Origin of the sequence: Streptomyces sp. NPDC012637 (assembly GCF_042954805.1) — a bacterium.
Taxonomy (GTDB): domain Bacteria; phylum Actinomycetota; class Actinomycetes; order Streptomycetales; family Streptomycetaceae; genus Streptomyces.
Map to the genome: position 1 here is coordinate 587399 of NZ_JBIBDS010000004.1, position 19372 is coordinate 606770.

At 71.3% G+C, this 19372-nt stretch carries 18 protein-coding genes and 1 pseudogene; 9 read left to right on the forward strand and 10 right to left on the reverse strand.

What is annotated here, in order from left to right; genetic code table 11:
- Positions 1 to 239 precede the first annotated feature (239 nt).
- The 4 genes from ACFY8W_RS19685 to ACFY8W_RS19700 all read left to right on the forward strand — a co-directional run bounded on the left by ACFY8W_RS19685 (position 240) and on the right by ACFY8W_RS19700 (position 6340).
- Positions 240 to 1547, forward strand: a complete 1308-nt coding sequence (locus ACFY8W_RS19685) for a glycosyltransferase (protein ID WP_391106490.1) — start codon at positions 240 to 242, stop codon at positions 1545 to 1547.
- Positions 1544 to 3820: a glycosyltransferase family 39 protein gene (locus tag ACFY8W_RS19690; protein ID WP_391106492.1), complete on the forward strand. Its 2277-nt coding sequence runs from the start codon at positions 1544 to 1546 to the stop codon at positions 3818 to 3820. Before ACFY8W_RS19685 ends, ACFY8W_RS19690 begins: the two co-directional genes overlap by 4 nt.
- Positions 3821 to 3971: 151 nt before the next feature.
- Positions 3972 to 5507 (forward strand): MFS transporter, encoded by a 1536-nt coding sequence (locus ACFY8W_RS19695; RefSeq protein ID WP_391106494.1) that lies wholly within the window; start codon positions 3972 to 3974, stop codon positions 5505 to 5507.
- 44 nt (positions 5508 to 5551) lie between these two features.
- Complete coding sequence (locus ACFY8W_RS19700; RefSeq protein WP_391106496.1) at positions 5552 to 6340, forward strand: TetR/AcrR family transcriptional regulator C-terminal domain-containing protein; 789 nt, start codon at positions 5552 to 5554, stop codon at positions 6338 to 6340.
- 230 nt (positions 6341 to 6570) lie between these two features.
- Here ACFY8W_RS19700 and ACFY8W_RS19705 read toward each other — a convergent pair whose 3' ends face one another.
- Positions 6571 to 8160, reverse strand: coding sequence for an MFS transporter (locus ACFY8W_RS19705; protein WP_391106498.1), 1590 nt, complete (start codon positions 8158 to 8160; stop codon positions 6571 to 6573).
- A 23-nt stretch (positions 8161 to 8183) separates the two neighbouring features.
- Positions 8184 to 8627: a MarR family transcriptional regulator gene (locus ACFY8W_RS19710; RefSeq protein WP_391106500.1), complete on the reverse strand. Its 444-nt coding sequence runs from the start codon at positions 8625 to 8627 to the stop codon at positions 8184 to 8186.
- A 332-nt stretch (positions 8628 to 8959) separates the two neighbouring features.
- On the opposite strand from ACFY8W_RS19710, the gene ACFY8W_RS19715 reads away from it, so the two are divergent.
- Positions 8960 to 9190, forward strand: coding sequence for a hypothetical protein (locus tag ACFY8W_RS19715; protein ID WP_391106502.1), 231 nt, complete (start codon positions 8960 to 8962; stop codon positions 9188 to 9190).
- 104 nt (positions 9191 to 9294) lie between these two features.
- Here the strand turns inward: ACFY8W_RS19715 and ACFY8W_RS19720 are convergent, their stop codons facing one another.
- From ACFY8W_RS19720 to ACFY8W_RS19730, 3 genes are all read right to left on the reverse strand, one after another.
- Positions 9295 to 9867, reverse strand: a complete 573-nt coding sequence (locus ACFY8W_RS19720) for a dihydrofolate reductase family protein (RefSeq protein WP_391106504.1) — start codon at positions 9865 to 9867, stop codon at positions 9295 to 9297.
- Positions 9868 to 10044: 177 nt separating this feature from the next.
- A complete protein-coding gene (locus ACFY8W_RS19725; protein ID WP_391106506.1) occupies positions 10045 to 11271 on the reverse strand; it encodes a nucleotide disphospho-sugar-binding domain-containing protein in 1227 nt (408 codons plus the stop codon).
- A 112-nt stretch (positions 11272 to 11383) separates the two neighbouring features.
- A complete protein-coding gene (locus ACFY8W_RS19730) occupies positions 11384 to 12052 on the reverse strand; it encodes a DUF4097 family beta strand repeat-containing protein (protein WP_391106508.1) in 669 nt (222 codons plus the stop codon).
- Positions 12053 to 12881: 829 nt separating this feature from the next.
- Between ACFY8W_RS19730 and ACFY8W_RS19735 the strand changes: the two genes are divergently transcribed.
- Positions 12882 to 13220, forward strand: coding sequence for a DoxX family protein (locus tag ACFY8W_RS19735; RefSeq protein WP_391106510.1), 339 nt, complete (start codon positions 12882 to 12884; stop codon positions 13218 to 13220).
- Between the two features lie 9 nt (positions 13221 to 13229).
- On the opposite strand, the pseudogene ACFY8W_RS19740 reads toward ACFY8W_RS19735, so the two are convergent.
- Positions 13230 to 13334 (reverse strand): annotated as a pseudogene (locus tag ACFY8W_RS19740) (DUF397 domain-containing protein); the annotation flags it as partial.
- Positions 13303 to 14253: a Scr1 family TA system antitoxin-like transcriptional regulator gene (locus tag ACFY8W_RS19745; RefSeq protein WP_391106512.1), complete on the reverse strand. Its 951-nt coding sequence runs from the start codon at positions 14251 to 14253 to the stop codon at positions 13303 to 13305. The gene ACFY8W_RS19745 and the pseudogene ACFY8W_RS19740, both read right to left, overlap by 32 nt.
- Before the next feature lie 125 nt (positions 14254 to 14378).
- On the opposite strand from ACFY8W_RS19745, the gene ACFY8W_RS19750 reads away from it, so the two are divergent.
- From ACFY8W_RS19750 to ACFY8W_RS19760, 3 genes are all read left to right on the forward strand, one after another.
- A complete protein-coding gene (locus ACFY8W_RS19750) occupies positions 14379 to 14762 on the forward strand; it encodes a hypothetical protein (RefSeq protein ID WP_391106515.1) in 384 nt (127 codons plus the stop codon).
- Positions 14763 to 14830: 68 nt separating this feature from the next.
- Positions 14831 to 15406 carry a WHG domain-containing protein gene (locus tag ACFY8W_RS19755; protein ID WP_391106518.1) on the forward strand — a complete coding sequence of 192 codons (576 nt, stop codon included), beginning with the start codon at positions 14831 to 14833 and terminating at the stop codon, positions 15404 to 15406.
- Entirely contained in the window at positions 15403 to 16398 is a 996-nt protein-coding gene (locus ACFY8W_RS19760) for an alpha/beta fold hydrolase (protein WP_391106521.1), read from the forward strand. The genes ACFY8W_RS19755 and ACFY8W_RS19760 overlap by 4 nt, the downstream gene beginning before the upstream one ends.
- Here ACFY8W_RS19760 and ACFY8W_RS19765 read toward each other — a convergent pair.
- The 3 genes from ACFY8W_RS19765 to ACFY8W_RS19775 all read right to left on the reverse strand — a co-directional run bounded on the left by ACFY8W_RS19765 (position 16379) and on the right by ACFY8W_RS19775 (position 19208).
- Complete coding sequence (locus ACFY8W_RS19765) at positions 16379 to 17122, reverse strand: hypothetical protein (RefSeq protein ID WP_391106524.1); 744 nt, start codon at positions 17120 to 17122, stop codon at positions 16379 to 16381. The genes ACFY8W_RS19760 and ACFY8W_RS19765 overlap by 20 nt on opposite strands.
- Positions 17123 to 17173: 51 nt before the next feature.
- Positions 17174 to 18127, reverse strand: a complete 954-nt coding sequence (locus tag ACFY8W_RS19770; RefSeq protein WP_391106527.1) for a SigB/SigF/SigG family RNA polymerase sigma factor — start codon at positions 18125 to 18127, stop codon at positions 17174 to 17176.
- A 235-nt stretch (positions 18128 to 18362) separates the two neighbouring features.
- Positions 18363 to 19208, reverse strand: coding sequence for a SigB/SigF/SigG family RNA polymerase sigma factor (locus ACFY8W_RS19775; RefSeq protein ID WP_391106530.1), 846 nt, complete (start codon positions 19206 to 19208; stop codon positions 18363 to 18365).
- Positions 19209 to 19372: the final 164 nt, after the last annotated feature.

Genomic DNA, 19372 nt, shown 5'->3' on the forward strand with positions numbered 1-19372 from the left:
GCGAAAGGGAGTCACCGCGGAAGAAAGTCGCCGCGGAAGGGCGTCAGCGCGGAACGCCGACTCTCACTCACGCCGACTCTCACTCACGCCGACTCTCACTCACGCCGACTCTCACTCACGCCGACTCTCACTCACGCCGACTCCCACTCACGCCGACTCCGACTCACGCCCCCTGACTCACAGGCGGGCCACAGGCTCACCACACGGCCGTGACAGCGGGCCCGGCGAGTGTCGGGGACATGCGAACGTCACCGAGCGCCGAAACGCTTCCCTCCCGGGAGCACCTGCCCGTGGGCGCGGCCGGCCGGCCCGTCCTCGACGTGGTGGTCCCCGTCTACAACGAGGAGAAGGACCTGGAGCCGTGCGTGCTGCGGCTCCACGAGCACCTTCACCGCACCTTCCCGTACGGCTTCCGCATCACCGTCGCGGACAACGCCTCCACCGACGCCACCCCGCAGGTGGCCCGCGCGCTCGCCGCCCGTCTGCCGGACACCGTCCGCAGCGTGCGGCTCGAGCAGAAGGGCCGGGGACGGGCGCTGCGGACGGTGTGGTCGGCGTCGGACGCGCCGGTCCTCGCGTACATGGACGTGGACCTCTCCACCGATCTCAACGCGCTGCTCCCGCTCGTCGCGCCGCTCATCTCGGGCCACTCCGACCTGGCGATCGGCTCGCGGCTCGCCCGCTCGTCGCGCGTGGTGCGCGGCCCCAAGCGGGAGTTCGTCTCCCGCGCCTACAACCTGATCCTGCGCGGCTCGCTCGCCGCCCGGTTCTCGGACGCCCAGTGCGGGTTCAAGGCCATACGGCGGGAGGTCGCCGAGCGGCTGCTCCCGATGGTCGAGGACTCGGGCTGGTTCTTCGACACCGAGATGCTGGTGCTCGCGGAGCGGGCCGGGCTGCGGATCCACGAGGTGCCGGTCGACTGGGTCGACGACCCCGACTCGACCGTGCACATCGTCCGTACCGCCACCGAGGACCTGAAGGGCGTGTGGCGGGTCGGGCGGGCGCTCGCGACCGGGTCACTGCCGCTCGACCGGCTCGCCCGGCCGTTCGGCGACGACCCGCGCGACCGCGAACTGAAGGGCGTGCCCGGCGGGTTGGCGCGCCAGCTGGTCGGCTTCTGCGTGGTCGGGGCGCTGTCCACGCTCTTCTATCTGGCCCTGTACTCGCTCTTCCGGCTCGGCGTCGGCGCCCAACCCGCCAACGCCGCCGCCCTCCTGGTCTCCGCGGTCGCCAACACGGCCGCCAACCGCCGGCTCACCTTCGGCGTACGGGGCCGGGAGCGGGCCGCCCGCCATCAGGCGCAGGGCCTCGTCGTCTTCGGCATCGGGCTGGCCCTGACCAGCGGTTCGCTCGCCGCGCTGGGGGCGGCGAGCGGCGACCCGGCGCACTCCGCCGAGCTCGCCGTGCTGATCGTCGCCAACCTCGCCGCGACCGTCGTCCGCTTCCTCCTCTTCCGGCTCTGGGTCTTCCCGGACCGCCAGGACCGCCAGGACCGCCGGCACCGCCCGGACCGCTCCCCGACCACGACTAGGACGACCACTCGATGACCACCGACACCGACACCGACACCGGCACCGGCACCGGCACCGACACCGGCACCGGCCCCGGCACCGACCGCCGTTCACCCGCCCGGTTGCACCGTGCGTGGCGCGGGCGGCCCGAGGACGCGCCGTCGGTGCGGCCCGCGTTCTACGGCCTGCTGCTCGCCTCCGCCGCCCTCTACCTCTGGAACCTGAGCGCGAGCGGCTACGCCAACTCCTTCTACTCCGCGGCCGTCCAGGCCGGCAGCCAGAGCTGGAAGGCCTTCTTCTTCGGCTCGCTCGACGCGGCGAACGCCATCACGGTCGACAAGCCGCCCGCCGCGCTGTGGCCGATGGCCCTGTCGGTGCGGCTCTTCGGGCTCGGTTCGTGGCAGATCCTCGTGCCCGAGGTGCTGATGGGCGTGGCCACGGTCGCCGTCCTGTACGCGGCCGTCCGCCGCCGCTTCGGTGCCGGCGCCGGTCTCGTCGCGGGCGCGGTCCTCGCGCTCACCCCGGTCGCCGCGCTGATGTTCCGCTTCAACAACCCGGACGCGCTGCTCGCGCTGCTCATGACGGTGGCCGTGTACTGCGTGCTGCGCGCCCTGGAGCTGGACAAGGGCGCGGCGAAGTGGCTGGTGTGGGCGGGCGTGGCGCTCGGGTTCGCGTTCCTCGCCAAGACGCTGCAGGCCTTCCTGATCCTGCCGGTGCTCGCGCTCGTGTACGTGGTGTGCGCGCCGGGCGGAGTCGGGCGCCGGCTCGGCCGGCTCGGCCTCGGCGGGCTCGCGCTGCTGGTGTCGGCGGGCTGGTGGGTGGCCCTGGTCGAACTGTGGCCGAAGTCCTCCCGCCCGTACGTCGGAGGCTCGCAGAACAACAGCTTCCTCGAGCTGACCTTCGGCTACAACGGCCTGGGCCGGCTCAACGGCAACGAGGTCGGCAGCGTCGGCGGCGGTGGCCGTGGCGGCGCGGGCGGACGGGTCACCGAGAACCTGCCGGCCGGTATGGAACTGCCCACGCGGGCCGGTGGCGGACCCGGCGGCGGTGGCGGCTGGGGCGAGACGGGCCTCGGCCGGATGTTCGGGGAGCAGATCGGCGGCCAGATCTCCTGGCTGCTGCCCGCCGCGCTGATCCTCCTCGTCGCCGGGCTCGTGGTGACCTGGCGGGCCGCGCGCACGGACACGGCGCGCTCGGCGTTCCTGGTGTGGGGCGGTTCGCTGCTGCTGACGACGGCCGTCTTCAGCTTCATGGCCGGCATCTTCCACGAGTACTACACGGTGGCCATGGCGCCGTACATCGCCGCTCTGATCGGCATGGGCGCGGCGGTGCTGTGGGAGGAGCGGGGCCGGTTGCCGGCCTCGGCGGCGCTCGCGGCCGCGGTCGCGGTGACGGCGGTGTGGGGCTGGACGCTGCTCGGCCGTACGCCGGACTGGCTGCCGTGGCTGCGCTGGACGGTGCTCGTCGCCGGGTGCGCGGCGGCGCTCGGGCTGCTGCTCGCGGTCCGGCTGGGAGGGGCCGCCCGACGGTTCGGGCTCGCGGCGGCGGGCCTGGGTCTCGCTGCGGGACTGGCCGGCCCCTTCGCGTACACCCTGGCGACGCTGGCCGACGGCCACCAGGGCTCGATCGTGACGGCCGGCCCGGCGGGCATGGCCGGCCCGGGCGGCATGCGCGGCGGTCCGGGCGACGGCCGGATGGTCTTCTTCGGGCCCGACGGCCAGGGCGGTCAGGGCCAGGTCCCGGGAGGACCGGGCGGCCAGGGCCAGGTCCCGGGAGGGCCCGGCGGTCAGGCGCCCGGCGGTCAGATGCCCGGTGGCGGGCAGGCCCCCGGTGGGCAGGGGCAGATGCCCGGTGGTGGCCAGGCCCCTGCCGGTCAGGACGGTCAGGGCGGTCCGGGCGGTCAGGCCCCCGGCGGTGCGGCCCGGGAGAACCAGGGCGGCCCCGGCGGCATGGGCGGTCTCCTCAACGGCGCGAACGTCGGCACCGAGGCCAAGGAGAAGCTGCTGGCCGACGCCGACGACTACACCTGGGTCGCCGCCGCGATCGGCGCGCAGAACGCGGCCAGCTACCAGCTCGCCACCGAGAAGCCGGTGATGGCCATCGGCGGCTTCAACGGCAGCGACCCGTCGCCGACCCTCGCGCAGTTCAAGCAGTACGTCGCCGAAGGGAAGATCCACTACTTCGTCGCCTCCGGCGGAGGCTTCGGCGCGGGCGGGAACGGCGGGGACATCACCTCCTGGGTGGAGGAGACCTTCGAGGAGGTCGCTGTCGGCAGCGCCACCTTCTACGACCTGACCAGCAAGAAGTAGCCGGACAAGGCGGAGAAGGCGGAGGAGCAGCGACAGAAGCGGCGAGAGGAGCAGCCGGAACCAGTCGGCCGAAAATAAGCGCTATACAGCGTACGAGAGAGTCTTATACGGTGTACGAGTCCAAGCCTCGTACACCGTATAAGGAGTTTCCATGACGGCGTCGACCGCCGCGAACGAACCGGCCGCCACCGGCGGCCACCCGCAGCGCTGGCTGATCCTCGGCGTCATCTGCCTCGCCCAGCTCACCGTGCTGCTCGACAACACCGTGCTCAGCGTCGCGATCCCCTCGCTGACCACCGAGCTCCACGCCTCCACCAGCGACATCCAGTGGATGATCAACGCCTACTCGCTCGTGCAGTCCGGTCTGCTGCTCACCGCGGGCAACGCCGCCGACCGCTACGGCCGCAAGAAGATGCTGGCCATCGGTCTCGCGCTGTTCGGCCTCGGCTCGCTCACCGCCGGACTCGCCGACTCCACCGGCCAGCTGATCGCCGCCCGCGCGGGCATGGGCATCGGCGGCGCGCTCCTGATGACCACGACCCTCGCCGTCGTCATGCAGATCTTCGACGACTCGGAGCGGGTCAAGGCCATCGCGCTGTGGGCCACCGTCGGCTCGCTCGGCTTCGCGGCCGGACCGCTGATCGGCGGCGCCATCCTCAACCACTTCTGGTGGGGAATGATCTTCCTCATCAACATCCCGGTGGCCGTGATCGGCCTGGTCGCGGTCCTCAAGCTGGTTCCCGAGTCCAAGAACCCGCAGGGCGAACGCCCCGACCTGGTCGGCGCGCTGCTCTCGACCATCGGCATGACCTCCGCGGTGTACGCGATCATCACCGGTCCCGAGCACGGCTGGACCTCCGTCGAGGTGCTCGTCCCGGCGGCGATCGGCGTGGCCGTCCTGGCCGCGTTCGCGCTGTGGGAGCTGCGCGTCCCGTACCCGATGCTCGACATGCACTTCTTCCGCAACCAGAAGTTCGTCGGCGCCGTCGCCGGCGCGATCCTGGTGATGTTCGGCATGGGCGGCTCGCTCTTCCTGCTCACCCAGCACCTGCAGTTCGTCCTCGGCTACGAGCCGCTGGAGGCCGGTCTGCGGATGGCGCCGCTCGCCCTGACTGTCGTCGCCCTCAACCTCACCGGCGTGGGCCCGCGCATCGTCATGAAGCTCGGCACCCCGCTCACCGTGGCCGTCGGCATGACCCTGGTCGCGGGCGGTCTCACCTCGATCGCCGTGATCGGCGGCGGCTCGGACGGCACGTACTGGGGCATGCTCCTGGGCCTGGTCCTGATGGGCGTCGGCCTCGCCGTCTCCAACCCGGCCATGGCCAACGCGATCATGAGTGCGATCCCGCCGGAGAAGGCCGGTGTCGGCGCCGGTGTCAACGGCACCCTCGCCGAGTTCGGCAACGGCCTCGGTGTCGCCGTCCTCGGCGCCGTCCTCAACGCCCGCTTCGCCGCCCTCGTCACCGTCACCGCCACCTCGCTCCCGGCCGCCCTGGCCGCGGCGGGCAGCGACGCCGAGCGCGGACAGATCGCCGACGCCTACGCCACCGGCCTCCAGACCAGCCAGCTGGTCGGCGCGATCGCCGTCTTCGCCGGCGGTCTGCTCGCGGCGGCCCTGCTGAAGCGGGCCGAGCGGGCGGAGGCCAAGGCCGCGGGCGTTGCCGGACAGCAGGCCGTGGCTGCCTAGCATGGTCACGGATCACTGACGGCGGGATCAGGATGGAGCGCGCGATGGTCAAGGCAGCCGACCGGGCCAAGAACCCGGCGGGTTCCAGCGTCTGGCTCGAGCACCGGGCCGCCCGCAGCGGCGGCGGCCCGGCCGGGCTCGACCGGGAGCGGATCGTCGCCGCCTCCATCCGGATGCTGGACGAGGAGGGCCTGGCCAAGCTCTCCATGCGCAAGCTCGCGAACGAGCTGAACGTCACCGCGATGTCCCTGTACTGGTACGTGGACACCAAGGACGACATCATCGAGTACGCCATCGACACCTGCTACGGGGAGATCGACCTCGCCGAGATCGACTCGGCGGACGACTGGCAGGGCCGGATCAAGCTGCTCGCCCTGGCCTATCGCCTCATGCTGGTACGCCACCCCTGGATGTCGCCCTGCGCCGGCCAGTACCTCAACATCGGCCCGAACGCGATCGCCGTCGGCGCCAAGATCCAGGAGGCGGTCCGGGACAGCGGGCTGCCGATCGACCGCCAGCCGAGCGCGATGTCGGCCGTCTTCCAGTTCGTGTACGGCTACGGGACGATCGAGTCCCAGTTCCAGCGCCGTGCGGACGAGGCCGGGATGACGCAGGACGACTTCTACGGCGAGTCGGTGAAGGCCTTCCGCGACGATCCGCAGTTCGTGGAGGCGCTCGAACCGATGGCGGAGATCCTCGACGAGCGCGCCTCGCACGGCAGCGTCAGCGCCATCTGGGACCGCGACTTCGCGTACGCCCTGGAGGTCCTGATCGCGGGCATCGAGGTCATGGTCGAGCGGGCCGGGGCCGAGCAGAACGGCACGTCCCAGTAGACGGACCCCGGTAGACGGACCCCGGTAGACGGACCCCGGTAGACGGACCCCGGCAGGCGGCGCGGCAGGCGGGCCCGGTGGACGGCCCCGGACGGCGTACCCGCCGGGGTCCGGCCGGCGTACCCGCCGGGACCCGGCGGGCGGACATGACGGAGCGGCGGGCCGTCCCCTGCCCGCCGCTCCGTACCCGACCCGGCCGTGCCTCCGCTCGAAGCGCGGCCGGGAGTCCGTTACCTGCCGTCCTCCGAGGCCACCGTGCCGCTCTTCAGCGCGACCTCCTTGATGAACAGCGTCACCAGGAAGGCGAGCAGCGCGAACGGCGCCGAGTAGAGGAACACGTCGCCGACGCCGTGGCCGTACGCGCTCTCCATCACCGTGCGGATCGGAGCGGGCAGCTTGTCCATGTCCGGGATGCCGCCACCGCCGCCGCCCTGGCCGAGGGCCGCCGCGGCCTTCGGACCGAGCTCGGCCATGCCGTCCTTGACGTAGTCGGTGACCCGGTGGGCCATGACCGCGCCGAGCGCCGAGACACCGATCGCACCGCCCAGCGAGCGGAAGAAGGTGACGACGGAGGAGGCGGCGCCGAGGTCGGAGGGCGCGACCTGGTTCTGGGTGCACAGGACCAGGTTCTGCATCATCATGCCGAGGCCGAGGCCGAGGACCGCCATGAAGACGGCGATGTGCCAGTACTCGGTGTCGTAGCGGAGGGTGCCGAGCAGGCCGAGGCCGGCCGTGGCGAGCGCGCCGCCGCTGATCAGCCAGGCCTTCCAGCGGCCGGTCTTGGTGATGATCATGCCGGAGGCGGTCGAGGAGACGAACAGTCCGCCGATCATCGGGATGGTGAGGACACCGGACATGGTCGGCGACTCGTTGCGGGCCAGCTGGAAGTACTGGCTGAAGAACACCGTGCCGGCGAACATCGCGACACCCACGAAGAGCGAGGCCGTCGAGGCGAGAGTGATCGTGCGGTTGCGGAAGAGGCGCAGCGGGATGATCGGCTCGGAGGCCCTGGACTCGACGAGGACGAAGACCGCGCCGAGCAGGATCGAGCCACCGACCATGACGGCGGTCTGCCACGACATCCAGTCGTACTTGTCGCCGGCGAAGGTGACCCAGATGAGGAGGAGGGAGACGGCGGCGCTGATGAAGAAGGCGCCGGCCCAGTCGACCTTGACCTCGCGCTTCACGACCGGAAGCTTGAGGGTCTTCTGCAGGACGAGCAGCGCGATGACCGCGAAGGGCACGCCGACGTAGAAGCACCAGCGCCAGCCGAGCCACTCGGTGTCGGTGATGACGCCGCCGAGCAGCGGGCCGCCGACGGTGGCGACGGCGAAGACGGCGCCGAGGTAGCCGCTGTACCGGCCGCGCTCACGCGGGGCGATCATGGCGGCCAGGATGATCTGGGAGAGGGCGGTCAGACCGCCGACGCCGATGCCCTGGACGACGCGGCAGGCGATGAGCATGCCGGTGTTCTGGGAGAGACCGGCCACGACCGAGCCCGCGACGTAGATGACCAGGGCTATCTGGACGAGCAGCTTCTTGGAGAAGAGGTCGGCGAGCTTGCCCCAGAGCGGCGTGGTCGCCGTCATCGACAGGAGGGCGGCGGTGACGACCCAGGTGTAGGCGGACTGGCCGCCGCCGAGGTCGGTGATGATCTGCGGGAGCGCGTTGGAGACGATCGTCGAGGACAGGATGGCGACGAACATGCCGAGCAGCAGCCCGGACAGCGCCTCCATGATCTGCCGGTGCGTCATCGGGGCGGCGCCGGAGCTGTCGGTCCGGGCTTCCCGTGCACCCGTGGCAGGTGCGGTGGTAGCCATGAGTTTCCTTTGAGTGGCGTCGGTCAGGCGTGGTGGGCCCGGCAGTCCCCGAAGGAGTCGCGGAGGCGGGCGAGCAGGCTGGTGAGCAGAGCGACGTCTTCGTCGGACCACTCCGCGAGGTGGCGGGTGAAGGCCTCGGTGACCCGGCGGTCGAGTTCGCCGAGCATCGCGTAGCCCTCGTCGGTGAGGCGCAGGATCCGGGAGCGCTTGTCCTCCGGGTCGGGCAGTCGCTCGACCCAGCCGCGCTCCACGGTGTGCGCCACATGGCGGCTGCACACGGACATGTCGACGGCCATGAGTTCCGCCAGCCGGCTCATCCGCATGTCGCCGTGGTGCTTGATGAGGGCGAGCACCGCCGCCGCTCCGCCCTGGCAGTGGGCGGGCAGGGCGCGGGCGAGGCCGCGCTTCACGGCGCCGATGGCGCTCACCGCCCGGGCGAGCTCCTCGTACCGGCTCAGCGTCTCCATCGCGTCTCCATCGAGCTTCCGCACATCTTGTTGCTTAGAGCAACCATAGAGATGGATGGTTGCTTCAGGCAAACTAAATCGGTCAAAGCGCGCTAAAGAATCGGCAAAGGGGCTCGGGCAGCGCTGGAGGAGGCGGGAGAGGGCCTGGAGGAGGCCTGAGAGAGGCGGGAGGAGGCCTGGAGGGGCGGAGGGAGAAGGCTCCGGGGAAGGCCCTGGAGGAAGTGCTGGAGAAGGCCCTGGAGGAGGGGGCGATGGGGGCTTCGTGCAGGTCCCGGGCAGGCCAGATGACCGGGGCTTGGGGCGGTCGGCCCTCCTTCGCTAGGGTCCGGGCCATGGCACACAACCCCCAAGCACCGTACGGCCAGGGCGCTCAGGGCCCCGAGGGCTCCTACGACCCCGCCGGCAGCACCCAGATGTTCCGCGCCTTCGTCGACGAGGGCACCCCGCAGCGACAGCCCCAACAGGCCGTCGCCCCGTCCTCCGGCCCCCGCGTCGGACTGATCGTCGGAGTCGTCGTCGCGATCGTCGTCCTCGCGGGCGTGGCGTGGCTCGCGCTGGGCTGATCGCGGTACGCGCGTACGCCGACGCGTCCGGCGCGTAGGCGAGTACGGCACGCACGCCGCGGGCCGCCCTCACGTGGAGGGCGGCCGGGCGGCGTGCGGGACGGTCAGCGGACGACGTCGAAGACCTGCTTCTGCAGACCGTTCGCGTAGACCTCGTGCTCGACCAGCTGCAGCTTCTGGACGTCCTTGTCCGTGGTGCTGAAGAGCCGCTTGCCCGCGCCGAGCAGAAGCGGGAAGACCAGCAGGTGGTAGCGGTCGATCAGGCCGGCGTCCGAGAGGGCCTGGTTCAGGGTCGCGCTGCCGTGGACGATGATCGGGCCGCCCTCGGTCTCCTTCAGCGCGGCGACCTCGTCGAGCGAGCGCAGGATCGTGGTCTCGCCCCAGTCCGACACCAGGTCGTCCTCGGTGAGCGTCGAGGAGACGACGTACTTCGGCATGACCTTGTAGTCGGCGAACTCCTCCATGGCCGGCCACACCGGGCTGAAGGCCTCGTAGCTCACCCGGCCCAGCAGCATCGCCGCCGCTTCCTTCTGCTCCCTGTCCTTGATCTCGAAGGATTCGGGCAGGAACTCGGTGTGCTTGAAGGTCCAGCCGGAGTTGCGGTAGCCGGGCTCGCCGCCCGGGGCCTCCACGACGCCGTCGAGCGAGATGAAGGCGGTGCTGATCAGGGTGCGCATCTTGGATCCTCGGTGTCTCGGGGCTTGGCTCGGCTCTTCGGTCCTGGTGTCTTGTTGACCGGCGTCCAGGGGAAAACTCATCGGCCTCGTCGAAGGAAGTGGTCGTAGGTCCGTTCGGGTCACGGGTCACGGGTCGGGGGGTTTTGCCCGCGCACCCCGGCGTCTCACCCCGGCGTCTCAGGCCTGCTCGCCGAACCCTTCGAGGAGCAGCTTCGCGGTCTTCTCGGCGCCGTCCGTGCGGATGTCCGGCGCCAACCCGCCCGCCGCGGTGACGGTGTGCGGCGCGAGCGCGGTGGTCAGGGCCGCCGAGAGGGAGTCGAAGGTCGGGACCGGGCCGTCGTGGGCGGCGCCGATGCCCAGGGCCGCCACCCGGCTCGCCCAGTACGGCTGGTCGACGAGCTGGGGGATCACCACCTGCGGCACACCGGCCCGGGCGGCCGTCGTGGTCGTGCCCGCGCCGCCGTGGTGGACGACGGCGGCCACGCGCGGGAAGAGGGCCTGGTGGTTCGCCTCGCCCACGGCCATGCAGTCCTCCCGGTCGTCGATCAGGTCCAGGTCCGCCCAGCCACGGGAGACGAGCACGCGGCGGCCCTGGGCGCGTACCGCCTCGATGGCCACCCGGGCGGTGTCGGAGGAGCTGTGCACGGACATGCTGCCGAAGCCCACGTACACCGGTGCTTCCCCGGCCCGCAGGAAGGCCTCCAGGTCGGCGGGGAGCGGACGTTCGTCCGGCTGGACCCAGACGCCGGTCTGTACGACGTCGAGGTCGGCGGGTTCCTGCCACGGGCCGAGTACGGGGTCGGCGGCCAGGAGCGGCCGGCCGGTGATCGCGTAGTCGCGGACGCTCGTCAGGGGCGGCAGCCCGATCGTCTCCCGGAAGGCGGTGAGTCCCGGGCCGTAGACCTCGTTCTGGCCCTCGACGTCCAGGTCCCACAGCGTCCGGTTGTCGGTCACGCCCTCGGGGAGCGGGCGGCCGGGCAGCGGGTACGGCGGGTGGTGCGGCGACGGCAGCATGCCGGGGAAATACGACACGTACGCGAAGCGCAGCCCCCGCTTCTCGGCCGCCGAGCGGGCCCCGGCCACGGCCGGGAACAGTCCGGTCGCCACCACCGTGTCCGCGCCCTCGGCAGCCTCGGACACCGCCTCGTACTGGGCGGTGGCCACCATCGTCACGCGCTCGGTCATGGAGACCGGCGCACCGGCCCTCGCCCCGGCCACCAGTGCGCGGATCGAGAGGCGGACCGGCACGAACTCCACGCCGACCCCGGCGAGTCGCTCGGCGAACTCGGCGTCCTCGGGCGCGCACACCCGTACGTCGGCGCCGAGCCCGCGCAGGGCGACGGCCAGCGCCGCCATCGGCTCGACGTCCCCGCGCGATCCGTAGGACGACAGCACCACTCGCATGACGGTTCCCCCTTCGTCTGTTCTGGTCAACATTGTTGATTGTGCGTCAGGAACGAAATCCTGCCGCAAGGTCCTCACGCGCTGTACGTCGAGAGGGGCGGGAGGCGGTTCCTCAGAGGCTGCGGGCCGTGATGTCGCCGTAAGAGGTGGTGGCGTGGATGTTCAGGCCCGGGGTGCCGCCGGTGTTCTTCAGCGTGTTGTCGATGCGGCCGTAGGCGGTGCCGGCGTCCAGCGAAGCGGAGACGCCGTGGGCGGCGGTGACCGTGATCCGGCCGTGCTCGGTGCGCAGGGTGACGGTGCCGCCCATGGCCTCGTCGACGCGGAGGTCGCCCTTCTGGGTGGTGATCTCGGCGGGCCCGCCGAGGCGGCCGACGGTGATGTCGCCGGCCTGGAGGGCGAGGCGGGCGCTCGCGGTCTCGTCGAGCTTGACGGTGCCGGCGGCGCCTTCGAAGGTGACGTCGCCGAGCCGTCCGACGCCGTGGAACTCGCCGGCGGCGGTCTTCGCGTCGACGCGGGAACCGGCGGGCAGCTGGACGACGACCTCGATCGCCCCGGAGTTGCCGAGGATCCGGTTCTTCGCGGCGGGCACCTCGATCCGCAGGACGCCGCCGTCGAAGCCGACCTCGGTCTGCCCGGCCGCCTTCACGTCGCGGCTGTCGGAGGCGTTCGCGGGCCGGACCTCCACGGTGGTGTCGACCCGGTCGCCCGCGATGAACCGAACGCACCCGGCGGGGACGTCGACGAGGGCCGAGACGGGGGCGGGGGTGTCGAACTTCTGCATCACGTTCTCCTAGCGATCCGTTGTTTCTGACAACGGAAAAGCTACGTTGCGTTCGAGGATCCAGCAACACCCTACTCGTCCCCAACTCCCATAAGTGCAGGCCAGGCTAAGGAAATTGTTGCAACAGCCCTGAGATCTAACGCAACGCCTCGACTCCAGGGTTGCAATGAGTTGCAGGTGAACGCTCTGCTGTCCACCCCCGACGCGACCAACGTGGATCTCCCGGCTCTCGCGGGCCGTCGAACCACCTCTCCTGTCACACGAGTTCACCCCCACCCCGCCGAGTCTTGCGGTGCGCGCACTTTTCTCGCTCCACCCACCGGGAGTGACCAGCGGGGCATGAGCATCGGCCGAACGACGGCCGACGGCCGCCAAGCCCGGATTGGGCACCCCCTTCCACGACCGCGCACCCCGAACGGACGGAGGCGAACGCATCCGCCCCGACCGCGAACCGGGCCTCCACCCACCGGCCCGCGCGCCGCCCACGGCGCGGCGGGCTACCCGAAGCGAGTGGCGTGGCCGGGCCCCGGCCGCCCTCCGAGTGTGAAAAGGCTCCCGGAGCCGCCGGGTCAAGGGTGGCCGCAGGCCATCGCGGAGCGACGCGACCGAAGGGAGCGCCCTTGAGGCGGTGGTGGAGGAAGCCACACTCGGGTCAAGGGCGGCCGCACCAGAAGCCCACACGCAACGCCCGCCCGTACGACCTCTGCGACCCGCCACCCATACCGGCCGGAGAAAGAAGTCGCCGGACCTGTCACACGTACGTCGAGCGCGGTGTCAGTGCAGTGAGCGCGCGGGAAACGCCCGTCGCCGCCCCAGCGAGGAGCCCGAGATGTCCACCACCGCCACCGTCGTCACCGCCGTCGCCGCGTTCATGGCCGGGTTCTCGGGAGCGTCGATCTTCGCCCGCGCCAAGTTCGTCGTGGAGCCGCTCGCGGAGTACGGCGTCCCGCGCTCCTGGTGGAACCGGCTCGGCGCCGCCAAGCTCGCCGGCGCGGTCGGACTCCTGGTCGGCTACGCCGTCCCGGCGATCGGCATCGCCGCCGCGATCGGGCTCGTCCTCTACTTCGCCGGCGCCGCCCTCACTGTGATCCGCGCCCGCTCGTACGCACACGTCCCGTTCCCGCTGCTCTACATGGCCCCGGCGGTCGCCGTCCTCGCCCTGGCGTGAGGGCTCGATTCACAGGCTGTGGACGAAGGTCTCCCAGGCCGTACGCTCGAAGACGACGGCAGGGCCCTCCGGGGCCTTGCTGTCACGCACGGGGACGAGGCCGGGGAATCCGGGGGCGACTTCGAGGCAGTCGCCTCCGTTGGCCCCGCTGTAGCTGCTCTTGATCCAGGTCGCCGCAGTCAGATCGTGCCTCTGCATGGTGCCCGTACCTTTCCATCATGTCGCTGATCAGAACGGCGGACTCGCGGCCCGACAGGCAGTCAGCCCTCAGCACATCATAGGTTTGGCTGTGTCGCGCGAAGATGGTCGGATCATCGCTGAAGTGGCCGCTGTCGAGCGATTCCGAGTAGACCCATTGATGCCCGTCAGGCAGCAGGATCAGCGACATCGAGGCGTCCGGGCGGTCGATTCCGGGTTGGCTGAACGGCGCCACCTGTACGCGGATGTTGGGAAGCCGGGCCACTTCCAGCAGATGGGCGCACTGCTCTCGCATCACGTCGGCGTCTCCGACCATGTTCCGGAGGCAGCTCTCGTCGAGCACGGCGATGTACGCCGGCCCGCCTGGCGAGAGGAAGCGCTGCTGGCGACTCAGTCGCGCGCGGACGCGATCCTCCACCTCATCGGTGTCTTCGAGTCGCTGTGCGTACAGGGACTGTGCGTAGGCAGGGGTCTGCAAGAGACCGGGCACCACCTGGATCTGATACGCACGGATCTCGGTCGCCTTCGCGTCCATCTCCGCCCTGCGCTCGAACCAGTCGGGGTGCTGCACCTCCGGATACCAGTCGATCCTCCGCCACAGGCGAAGTAACACCCCGCCGGTCCGGAGGACTTCGTCGCACGCCTTCGCGAACGCGTCCGTCGGTACCCGCTTAGCCGCCTCCACCCGGGCCACCTGCGAGCGGTCGCAGTGGAGGGAGCGAGCCAGCGCCTCCTGGGTCAGCCCCGCCGACTCCCGGTAGTGACGGAGCAGTTCACCGAACACCTCCGCCGTCGTCGCGGCGGCCTCGCTCCCCGCCGTGCTCCTCTTGGTCACCCCGACCCCCTCGTGACAACAGCCCTTGGCACGCGATCAGCGTTGTGACCGCCCTCTCCATTGAGCAACGCTGGAACCACACAGAGTAATCGCCCGATCGGGTGAGTCACGAGAGGAACAGCGCAATGGCAGGGTGCGCGGGTGCGGGACCGGGGTGCGGGGACTACCTGTTCGACCTGGTGGCGCGGAAGGTCGGTGAGTACCGGGGGCAGGCCGGGCCGTACGCCATGCTGCGGCCCGTCGGCGGCGGGCGGGAGTGGCAAGCGGATCCGGAGCGGGTGCGACCGGCGACGCGGGACGAGCGCATCACCGCCGGGGTGCGGGCCGTCAACGAGCGCGCCAACGCGGCGTACGAGCTGCTCCGCCCGCCCGCGCCCGTCCCGCACTGCGGCCAGTGCGCCGAGCTCGCGGCCTCCCGTGCCGCCGCCCGCGCCCGCTTCGACTGGAGCGCCGAGACCGACGCGAACGTCCTGCTCCGCCGGCACCTTCATTCGGGTCACCCGGAGTGACGAGATAGGGCGCGCCCGTACCTAGGAATGCTAGGTTTCTTCCTAGGACCCCTAGGAAGGAGATTCGCATGGTGCGCCGCGCCGGAATCACCCCCGACCTCCTCGTCCAGGCCGCCGCCGAGCTCGCCGACGAGGACGGGCTCGACAAGGTCACCGTCTCCGCGCTCGCCCGCCGCTTCGGTGTGAAGGACGCGAGCCTCTACTCGCACATCAGGAACCTCCGCGATCTACGGGTCCGGCTCGCGCTCCTCGCCTCCTCCGAGATGAACGACGCCATCGGCGCCGCCGTCGCGGGGCGCTCCGGCAAGGACGCGCTCGTCGCCTTCGCCGACGCGTACCGCGCCTACGCACTCGCCCACCCCGGCCGCTACGCGGCCACCCAGCAGCGGATCGAGCCGGCCGAGGTCGCCGACACCGCGGTCTTCCTCCGGGCCGTCGAGCTCACCTACGGCATGCTCCGCGGCTACGGGCTCACCGAGCCCGACCTCACCGACGCCGGGCGTCTGCTCCGCGCGACCTTCCACGGTTACATCCACATCGAGCTGAGCGGCGGCTTCCAGCACACCCGCCCCGTCGCCGAGTCCTGGGCACGCTCGCTCGACGCCCTCCACACCACCCTGGAGAACTGGGGGAACCCCTCATGAGTGTCATGAACGTCGGCGTGGGCGTCGGCGTCGTCGCCGTCCCCGGCGCCACCCTCCGCTACGAGACGCGCGGCAGCGGGCCCGTCCTCCTGCTCGTCCCCGGTGGCGCGGGCGATGCCGGGATGTACGACGGGATGGCGGACCGGCTCGCGGCCGCCGGGTACACCGTGGTCTCGTACGACCAGCGCGGGCTGTCCCGCAGTCCCCTCGACGGGCCGCTGGCCGACCAGTCCGTGGCCGAGTGGGCCGACGACGCCCTCGCCGTCCTCGACGCGGTCTCCCCGGACGGCGCCGGGCCCGCGTACGTCTTCGGCGGCAGTTCCGGCGGCATCGTCGCGCTCGCCCTGCTCGCCCGCCACCCCGGCCGGGTGCGCCGCGTGGTCGCCCACGAACCGCCCCTGGTCGAACTGCTCGCCGACCCGGCCCCGTACCGTGACCACTTCGCCGAGGTGCGCGAGCTCCAGCGCACCCAGGGGCTCGGCGCGGCGATGGCCCGGTTCGCCGAGACGCCGGACGGTCGCAAGCCGGAGTCCGACCACCCGGAGTCCGAGGGGCACCCGGATCCCGACCACCCGGACCCCGAGGGGCACCCGGACCCCGGCCACCCGCACTCAGAGCGGCACCCGGGCCCCGACCATCCGGCCCCCGGGAAGCAGCAGGCCACCGAACTCCCGCCCTCCATACGGCAGATGGCCGACCGCATGGCGGCCAACATGCCCGTGTTCCTGGAGCACGTCCTGTGCCCCTTCTCCTCGTCCGCTCCCGAACTCGACGGGCTGCGCGCCGCCGCCGGGAAGCTGGTCCTGGGCGTGGGCCGCGAGACGGGCGATCAGGAGGCGCTGGTCGGGCCGGCACGGCGGCTCGCGGAGTCCACCGGTGCCGCGACGGTGGAGTTCCCTGGTGGGCACGTGGGCTGTGTGGAGCACCCGGAGGAGTTCGCCGAGCTGTTGCTCGACGCGCTCGCCGGCACCCTCACTGCCACGCGGCGCTGACCTGCTGCGTGTCCACGCGCATGCCGAGCGGTACCCGCCAGGACTCCACGCAGACCGTGTACGTGTGCGTACGGGCCGTTCCTGCCGCGATCGGGGAGGGCAGCGGCTGGGAGGACGTGAATGTGCCCCAGTCGATGCCCAGTGCGCCGATAACGTGCGTCGCGAAGCTGACCGTGCCCGAACGGGCCGCTGTGCCACCGGTGTTGCGGAAGGTGACGGTGACGTTCTCGCACCAGCGCCTGTCGGTGTCGGTGAGCACGGGCGCGGAGAGGGTGAGTGCGGCGGGTGCCGGGGGGCTCGTGGACGGCGCAGGGCTCTGTGAGGGCGGCGGCGCCGTCGCCGTCGGCGCCGGCGTCGGCCGACCCGGTTCGGCCGGCGTGGTCGGTGTCCCGGGGGTGCGCGGCGGGGCCGTGCCGTCCGCGACCGGAGGCGGTGCCGTGGCCGTACCGCCGGAGCCCGGCTGCTCGCCGGGTCGCGGTGACGGGCGTGACGTGCTCGACGTGAGTCCGGGGTCCGTGGACTTCGCCGGGCCCTTCGGGTCCAGCGGGACCAGGCTGACCGATCCGGACGGCGGCACGGCGCCCTTCGGCGAGGAGCCGGCGCCGACCGCCGCGTATCCGTCGCCGTCGTCGCCCGATCCGCACGCGGTCAGCGCCCCGCCGAGGTAGAGCGCGACCACCGCGAGTCCCGGGCGTCGCTTCCTTCGCCACTGGCACTTGGACATGGTCAGCAGTGTGGCTGACGATGTGTCAGTAAGGAAGCAGAACGGGGAATGTCAGTCCGCGATCAGGCCCTCGCGCAGCTGCGCCAGCGTCCGGGTCAGCAGTCGGGAGACGTGCATCTGGGAGATGCCGACCTCTTCGCCGATCTGCGACTGGGTCATGTTCGCGAAGAAGCGGAGCATGATGATCTGCCGTTCGCGGGGCGGGAGTTTGGCGAGCAGCGGCTTGAGCGACTCGCGGTACTCGACGCCCTCCAGGGCCGTGTCCTCGTAGCCCAGGCGGTCGGCGAGGGAGCCTTCGCCGCCGTCGTCCTCGGGCGACGGGGAGTCGAGCGAGGAGGCGGTGTACGCGTTGCCGACGGCGAGGCCGTCGACCACGTCCTCCTCCGACACCCCGAGCACCGCCGCGAGTTCGGGCACGGTCGGCGAGCGGTCGAGCTTCTGCGAGAGCTCGTCGCTGGCCTTGGTGAGGGCGAGCCTCAGCTCCTGGAGGCGGCGCGGGACGCGCACCGACCACGAGGTGTCGCGGAAGAAGCGCTTGATCTCGCCGACGACGGTCGGCATCGCGAACGTCGGGAACTCCACGCCGCGTTCGCAGTCGAAGCGGTCGATCGCCTTGATCAGGCCGATGGTGCCGACCTGGACGATGTCCTCCATCGGCTCGTTGCGGGAGCGGAAGCGGGCGGCCGCGTAGCGCACGAGCGGGAGGTTGAGCTCGATGAGGGTGTCGCGGACGTAGGTCCGCTCGGGGCTGTCCGCGGCCGCTCCCTCCTCGTCCAGGGCGCGCAGGCGCAGGAACAGGGAGCGGGAGAGGGTGCGGGTGTCGAGGGCCTCGGGCGTGACGGCCGGCGGCGCGGGGAGCGTCTCCACGCCCTCGGTGACGTCAGCGGGGGCGACGTCAGCGGGGGTTACGTCCGTGGCGGCGGTGTCTGCGGCGGTCGGCGCCGTCGTCTGCGTGGGCATGGGCGTGAGCGTGAGCACCTTCGAGCTGCCCTGTTCTGCGGACATGCCACCCCCTTGAGGTCGCGGACGGTCGTGGCGGCCACGACCATCTGAGGAACGCAGCCTCCACCTGAATACCGGAGGCGGGGCTGCGGCAAACGCGGTTCCTGCAGAATGTCACATGTCGGCAACACGCTGTAGTGACTTGTCGACAAGGAGGGCTGACATATCCGCAGGAAACAAGGGGTGTGCGGCATTTGAGGGGGCGGAAGACCGCCCGGAAACGGTCTACCCGTTCTGGTTACGCTTCGATCCTGTTTGCGGATCTCAATCGGGCGAAGCTCCGGGCGAGGAGCCTTGACACGTGCATCTGTGAGACCCCGAGCTCCTGGCTGATCTGGGACTGGGTCAGGTTGCTGTAGTACCGCAGCATCAGGATCCGCTGTTCGCGCTCGGGCAGCTGGACGAGCAGATGCCGTACGAGATCGCGGTGTTCGACCCCGGCGAGCGCGGGGTCCTCGTAGCCGAGCCGGTCGAGGAGGCCCGGCAGCCCGTCGCCTTCCTGGGCCGCCTCCAGGGAGGTGGCGTGGTAGGAGCGGCCGGCCTCGATGCAGGCCAGCACCTCGTCCTCGCCGATCTTCAGCCGCTCGGCGATCTCGGCGGTGGTCGGCGAGCGGCCGTGCGCGGTGGTCAGGTCCTCGGTGGCGCCGTTGACCTGCACCCACAACTCGTGGAGCCGGCGGGGCACGTGCACGGTGCGGACGTTGTCGCGGAAGTAGCGCTTGATCTCGCCGACGACGGTGGGCATGGCGAAGGTGGGGAACTGCACGCCCCGGTCGGGGTCGAAGCGGTCGATGGCGTTGATCAGGCCGATGGTGCCGACCTGGACCACGTCCTCCATCGGCTCGTTGCGGCTGCGGAAGCGGGCGGCGGCGTACCGCACGAGCGGCAGGTTGGCCTCGATCAGCGCGCCGCGCACGCGGTGGTGCTCGGGGCTGCCGGGTTCGAGGTTCTTGAGCTGTCCGAAGAGCACCTGGGTGAGGGCCCGGGTGTCGGCGCCGCGGGTGCTCTGGGGCCGGGGGCGCGGGGGTTCGGGGGCCCCGGCCTCGTTCTGGGGCGGGACTTGAGGCGCTGTACTGGCCGGCACGTTCACGCCACCCCTTCAGGTCAACTTCGCATGTCAACTTCGGTCGACTCATCCGTCAAAAGCGGTCATAGCATCACAAGACATGTCCACTGTGTGCAAGCACCGGATAACCACGTGTTGAGGGTGCGTTGGACGGGTAAAAAACTCGGCCCCTCGCCGTCGAA

Coding starts and splice junctions, on each gene's coding strand:
- ACFY8W_RS19700 (WP_391106496.1), top strand. CDS start 5,552: ATGGTCAAGGCAGCCGACCGGGCCAAGAACCCGGCGGGTTCCAGCGTC.
- ACFY8W_RS19710 (WP_391106500.1), bottom strand. CDS start 8,627: ATGGAGACGCTGAGCCGGTACGAGGAGCTCGCCCGGGCGGTGAGCGCC.
- ACFY8W_RS19760 (WP_391106521.1), top strand. CDS start 15,403: ATGAGTGTCATGAACGTCGGCGTGGGCGTCGGCGTCGTCGCCGTCCCC.
- ACFY8W_RS19735 (WP_391106510.1), top strand. CDS start 12,882: ATGTCCACCACCGCCACCGTCGTCACCGCCGTCGCCGCGTTCATGGCC.
- ACFY8W_RS19695 (WP_391106494.1), top strand. CDS start 3,972: ATGACGGCGTCGACCGCCGCGAACGAACCGGCCGCCACCGGCGGCCAC.
- ACFY8W_RS19690 (WP_391106492.1), top strand. CDS start 1,544: ATGACCACCGACACCGACACCGACACCGGCACCGGCACCGGCACCGAC.
- ACFY8W_RS19720 (WP_391106504.1), bottom strand. CDS start 9,867: ATGCGCACCCTGATCAGCACCGCCTTCATCTCGCTCGACGGCGTCGTG.
- ACFY8W_RS19755 (WP_391106518.1), top strand. CDS start 14,831: ATGGTGCGCCGCGCCGGAATCACCCCCGACCTCCTCGTCCAGGCCGCC.
- ACFY8W_RS19725 (WP_391106506.1), bottom strand. CDS start 11,271: ATGCGAGTGGTGCTGTCGTCCTACGGATCGCGCGGGGACGTCGAGCCG.
- ACFY8W_RS19715 (WP_391106502.1), top strand. CDS start 8,960: ATGGCACACAACCCCCAAGCACCGTACGGCCAGGGCGCTCAGGGCCCC.
- ACFY8W_RS19765 (WP_391106524.1), bottom strand. CDS start 17,122: ATGTCCAAGTGCCAGTGGCGAAGGAAGCGACGCCCGGGACTCGCGGTG.
- ACFY8W_RS19730 (WP_391106508.1), bottom strand. CDS start 12,052: ATGCAGAAGTTCGACACCCCCGCCCCCGTCTCGGCCCTCGTCGACGTC.
- ACFY8W_RS19685 (WP_391106490.1), top strand. CDS start 240: ATGCGAACGTCACCGAGCGCCGAAACGCTTCCCTCCCGGGAGCACCTG.
- ACFY8W_RS19705 (WP_391106498.1), bottom strand. CDS start 8,160: ATGGCTACCACCGCACCTGCCACGGGTGCACGGGAAGCCCGGACCGAC.
- ACFY8W_RS19770 (WP_391106527.1), bottom strand. CDS start 18,127: ATGTCCGCAGAACAGGGCAGCTCGAAGGTGCTCACGCTCACGCCCATG.
- ACFY8W_RS19750 (WP_391106515.1), top strand. CDS start 14,379: ATGGCAGGGTGCGCGGGTGCGGGACCGGGGTGCGGGGACTACCTGTTC.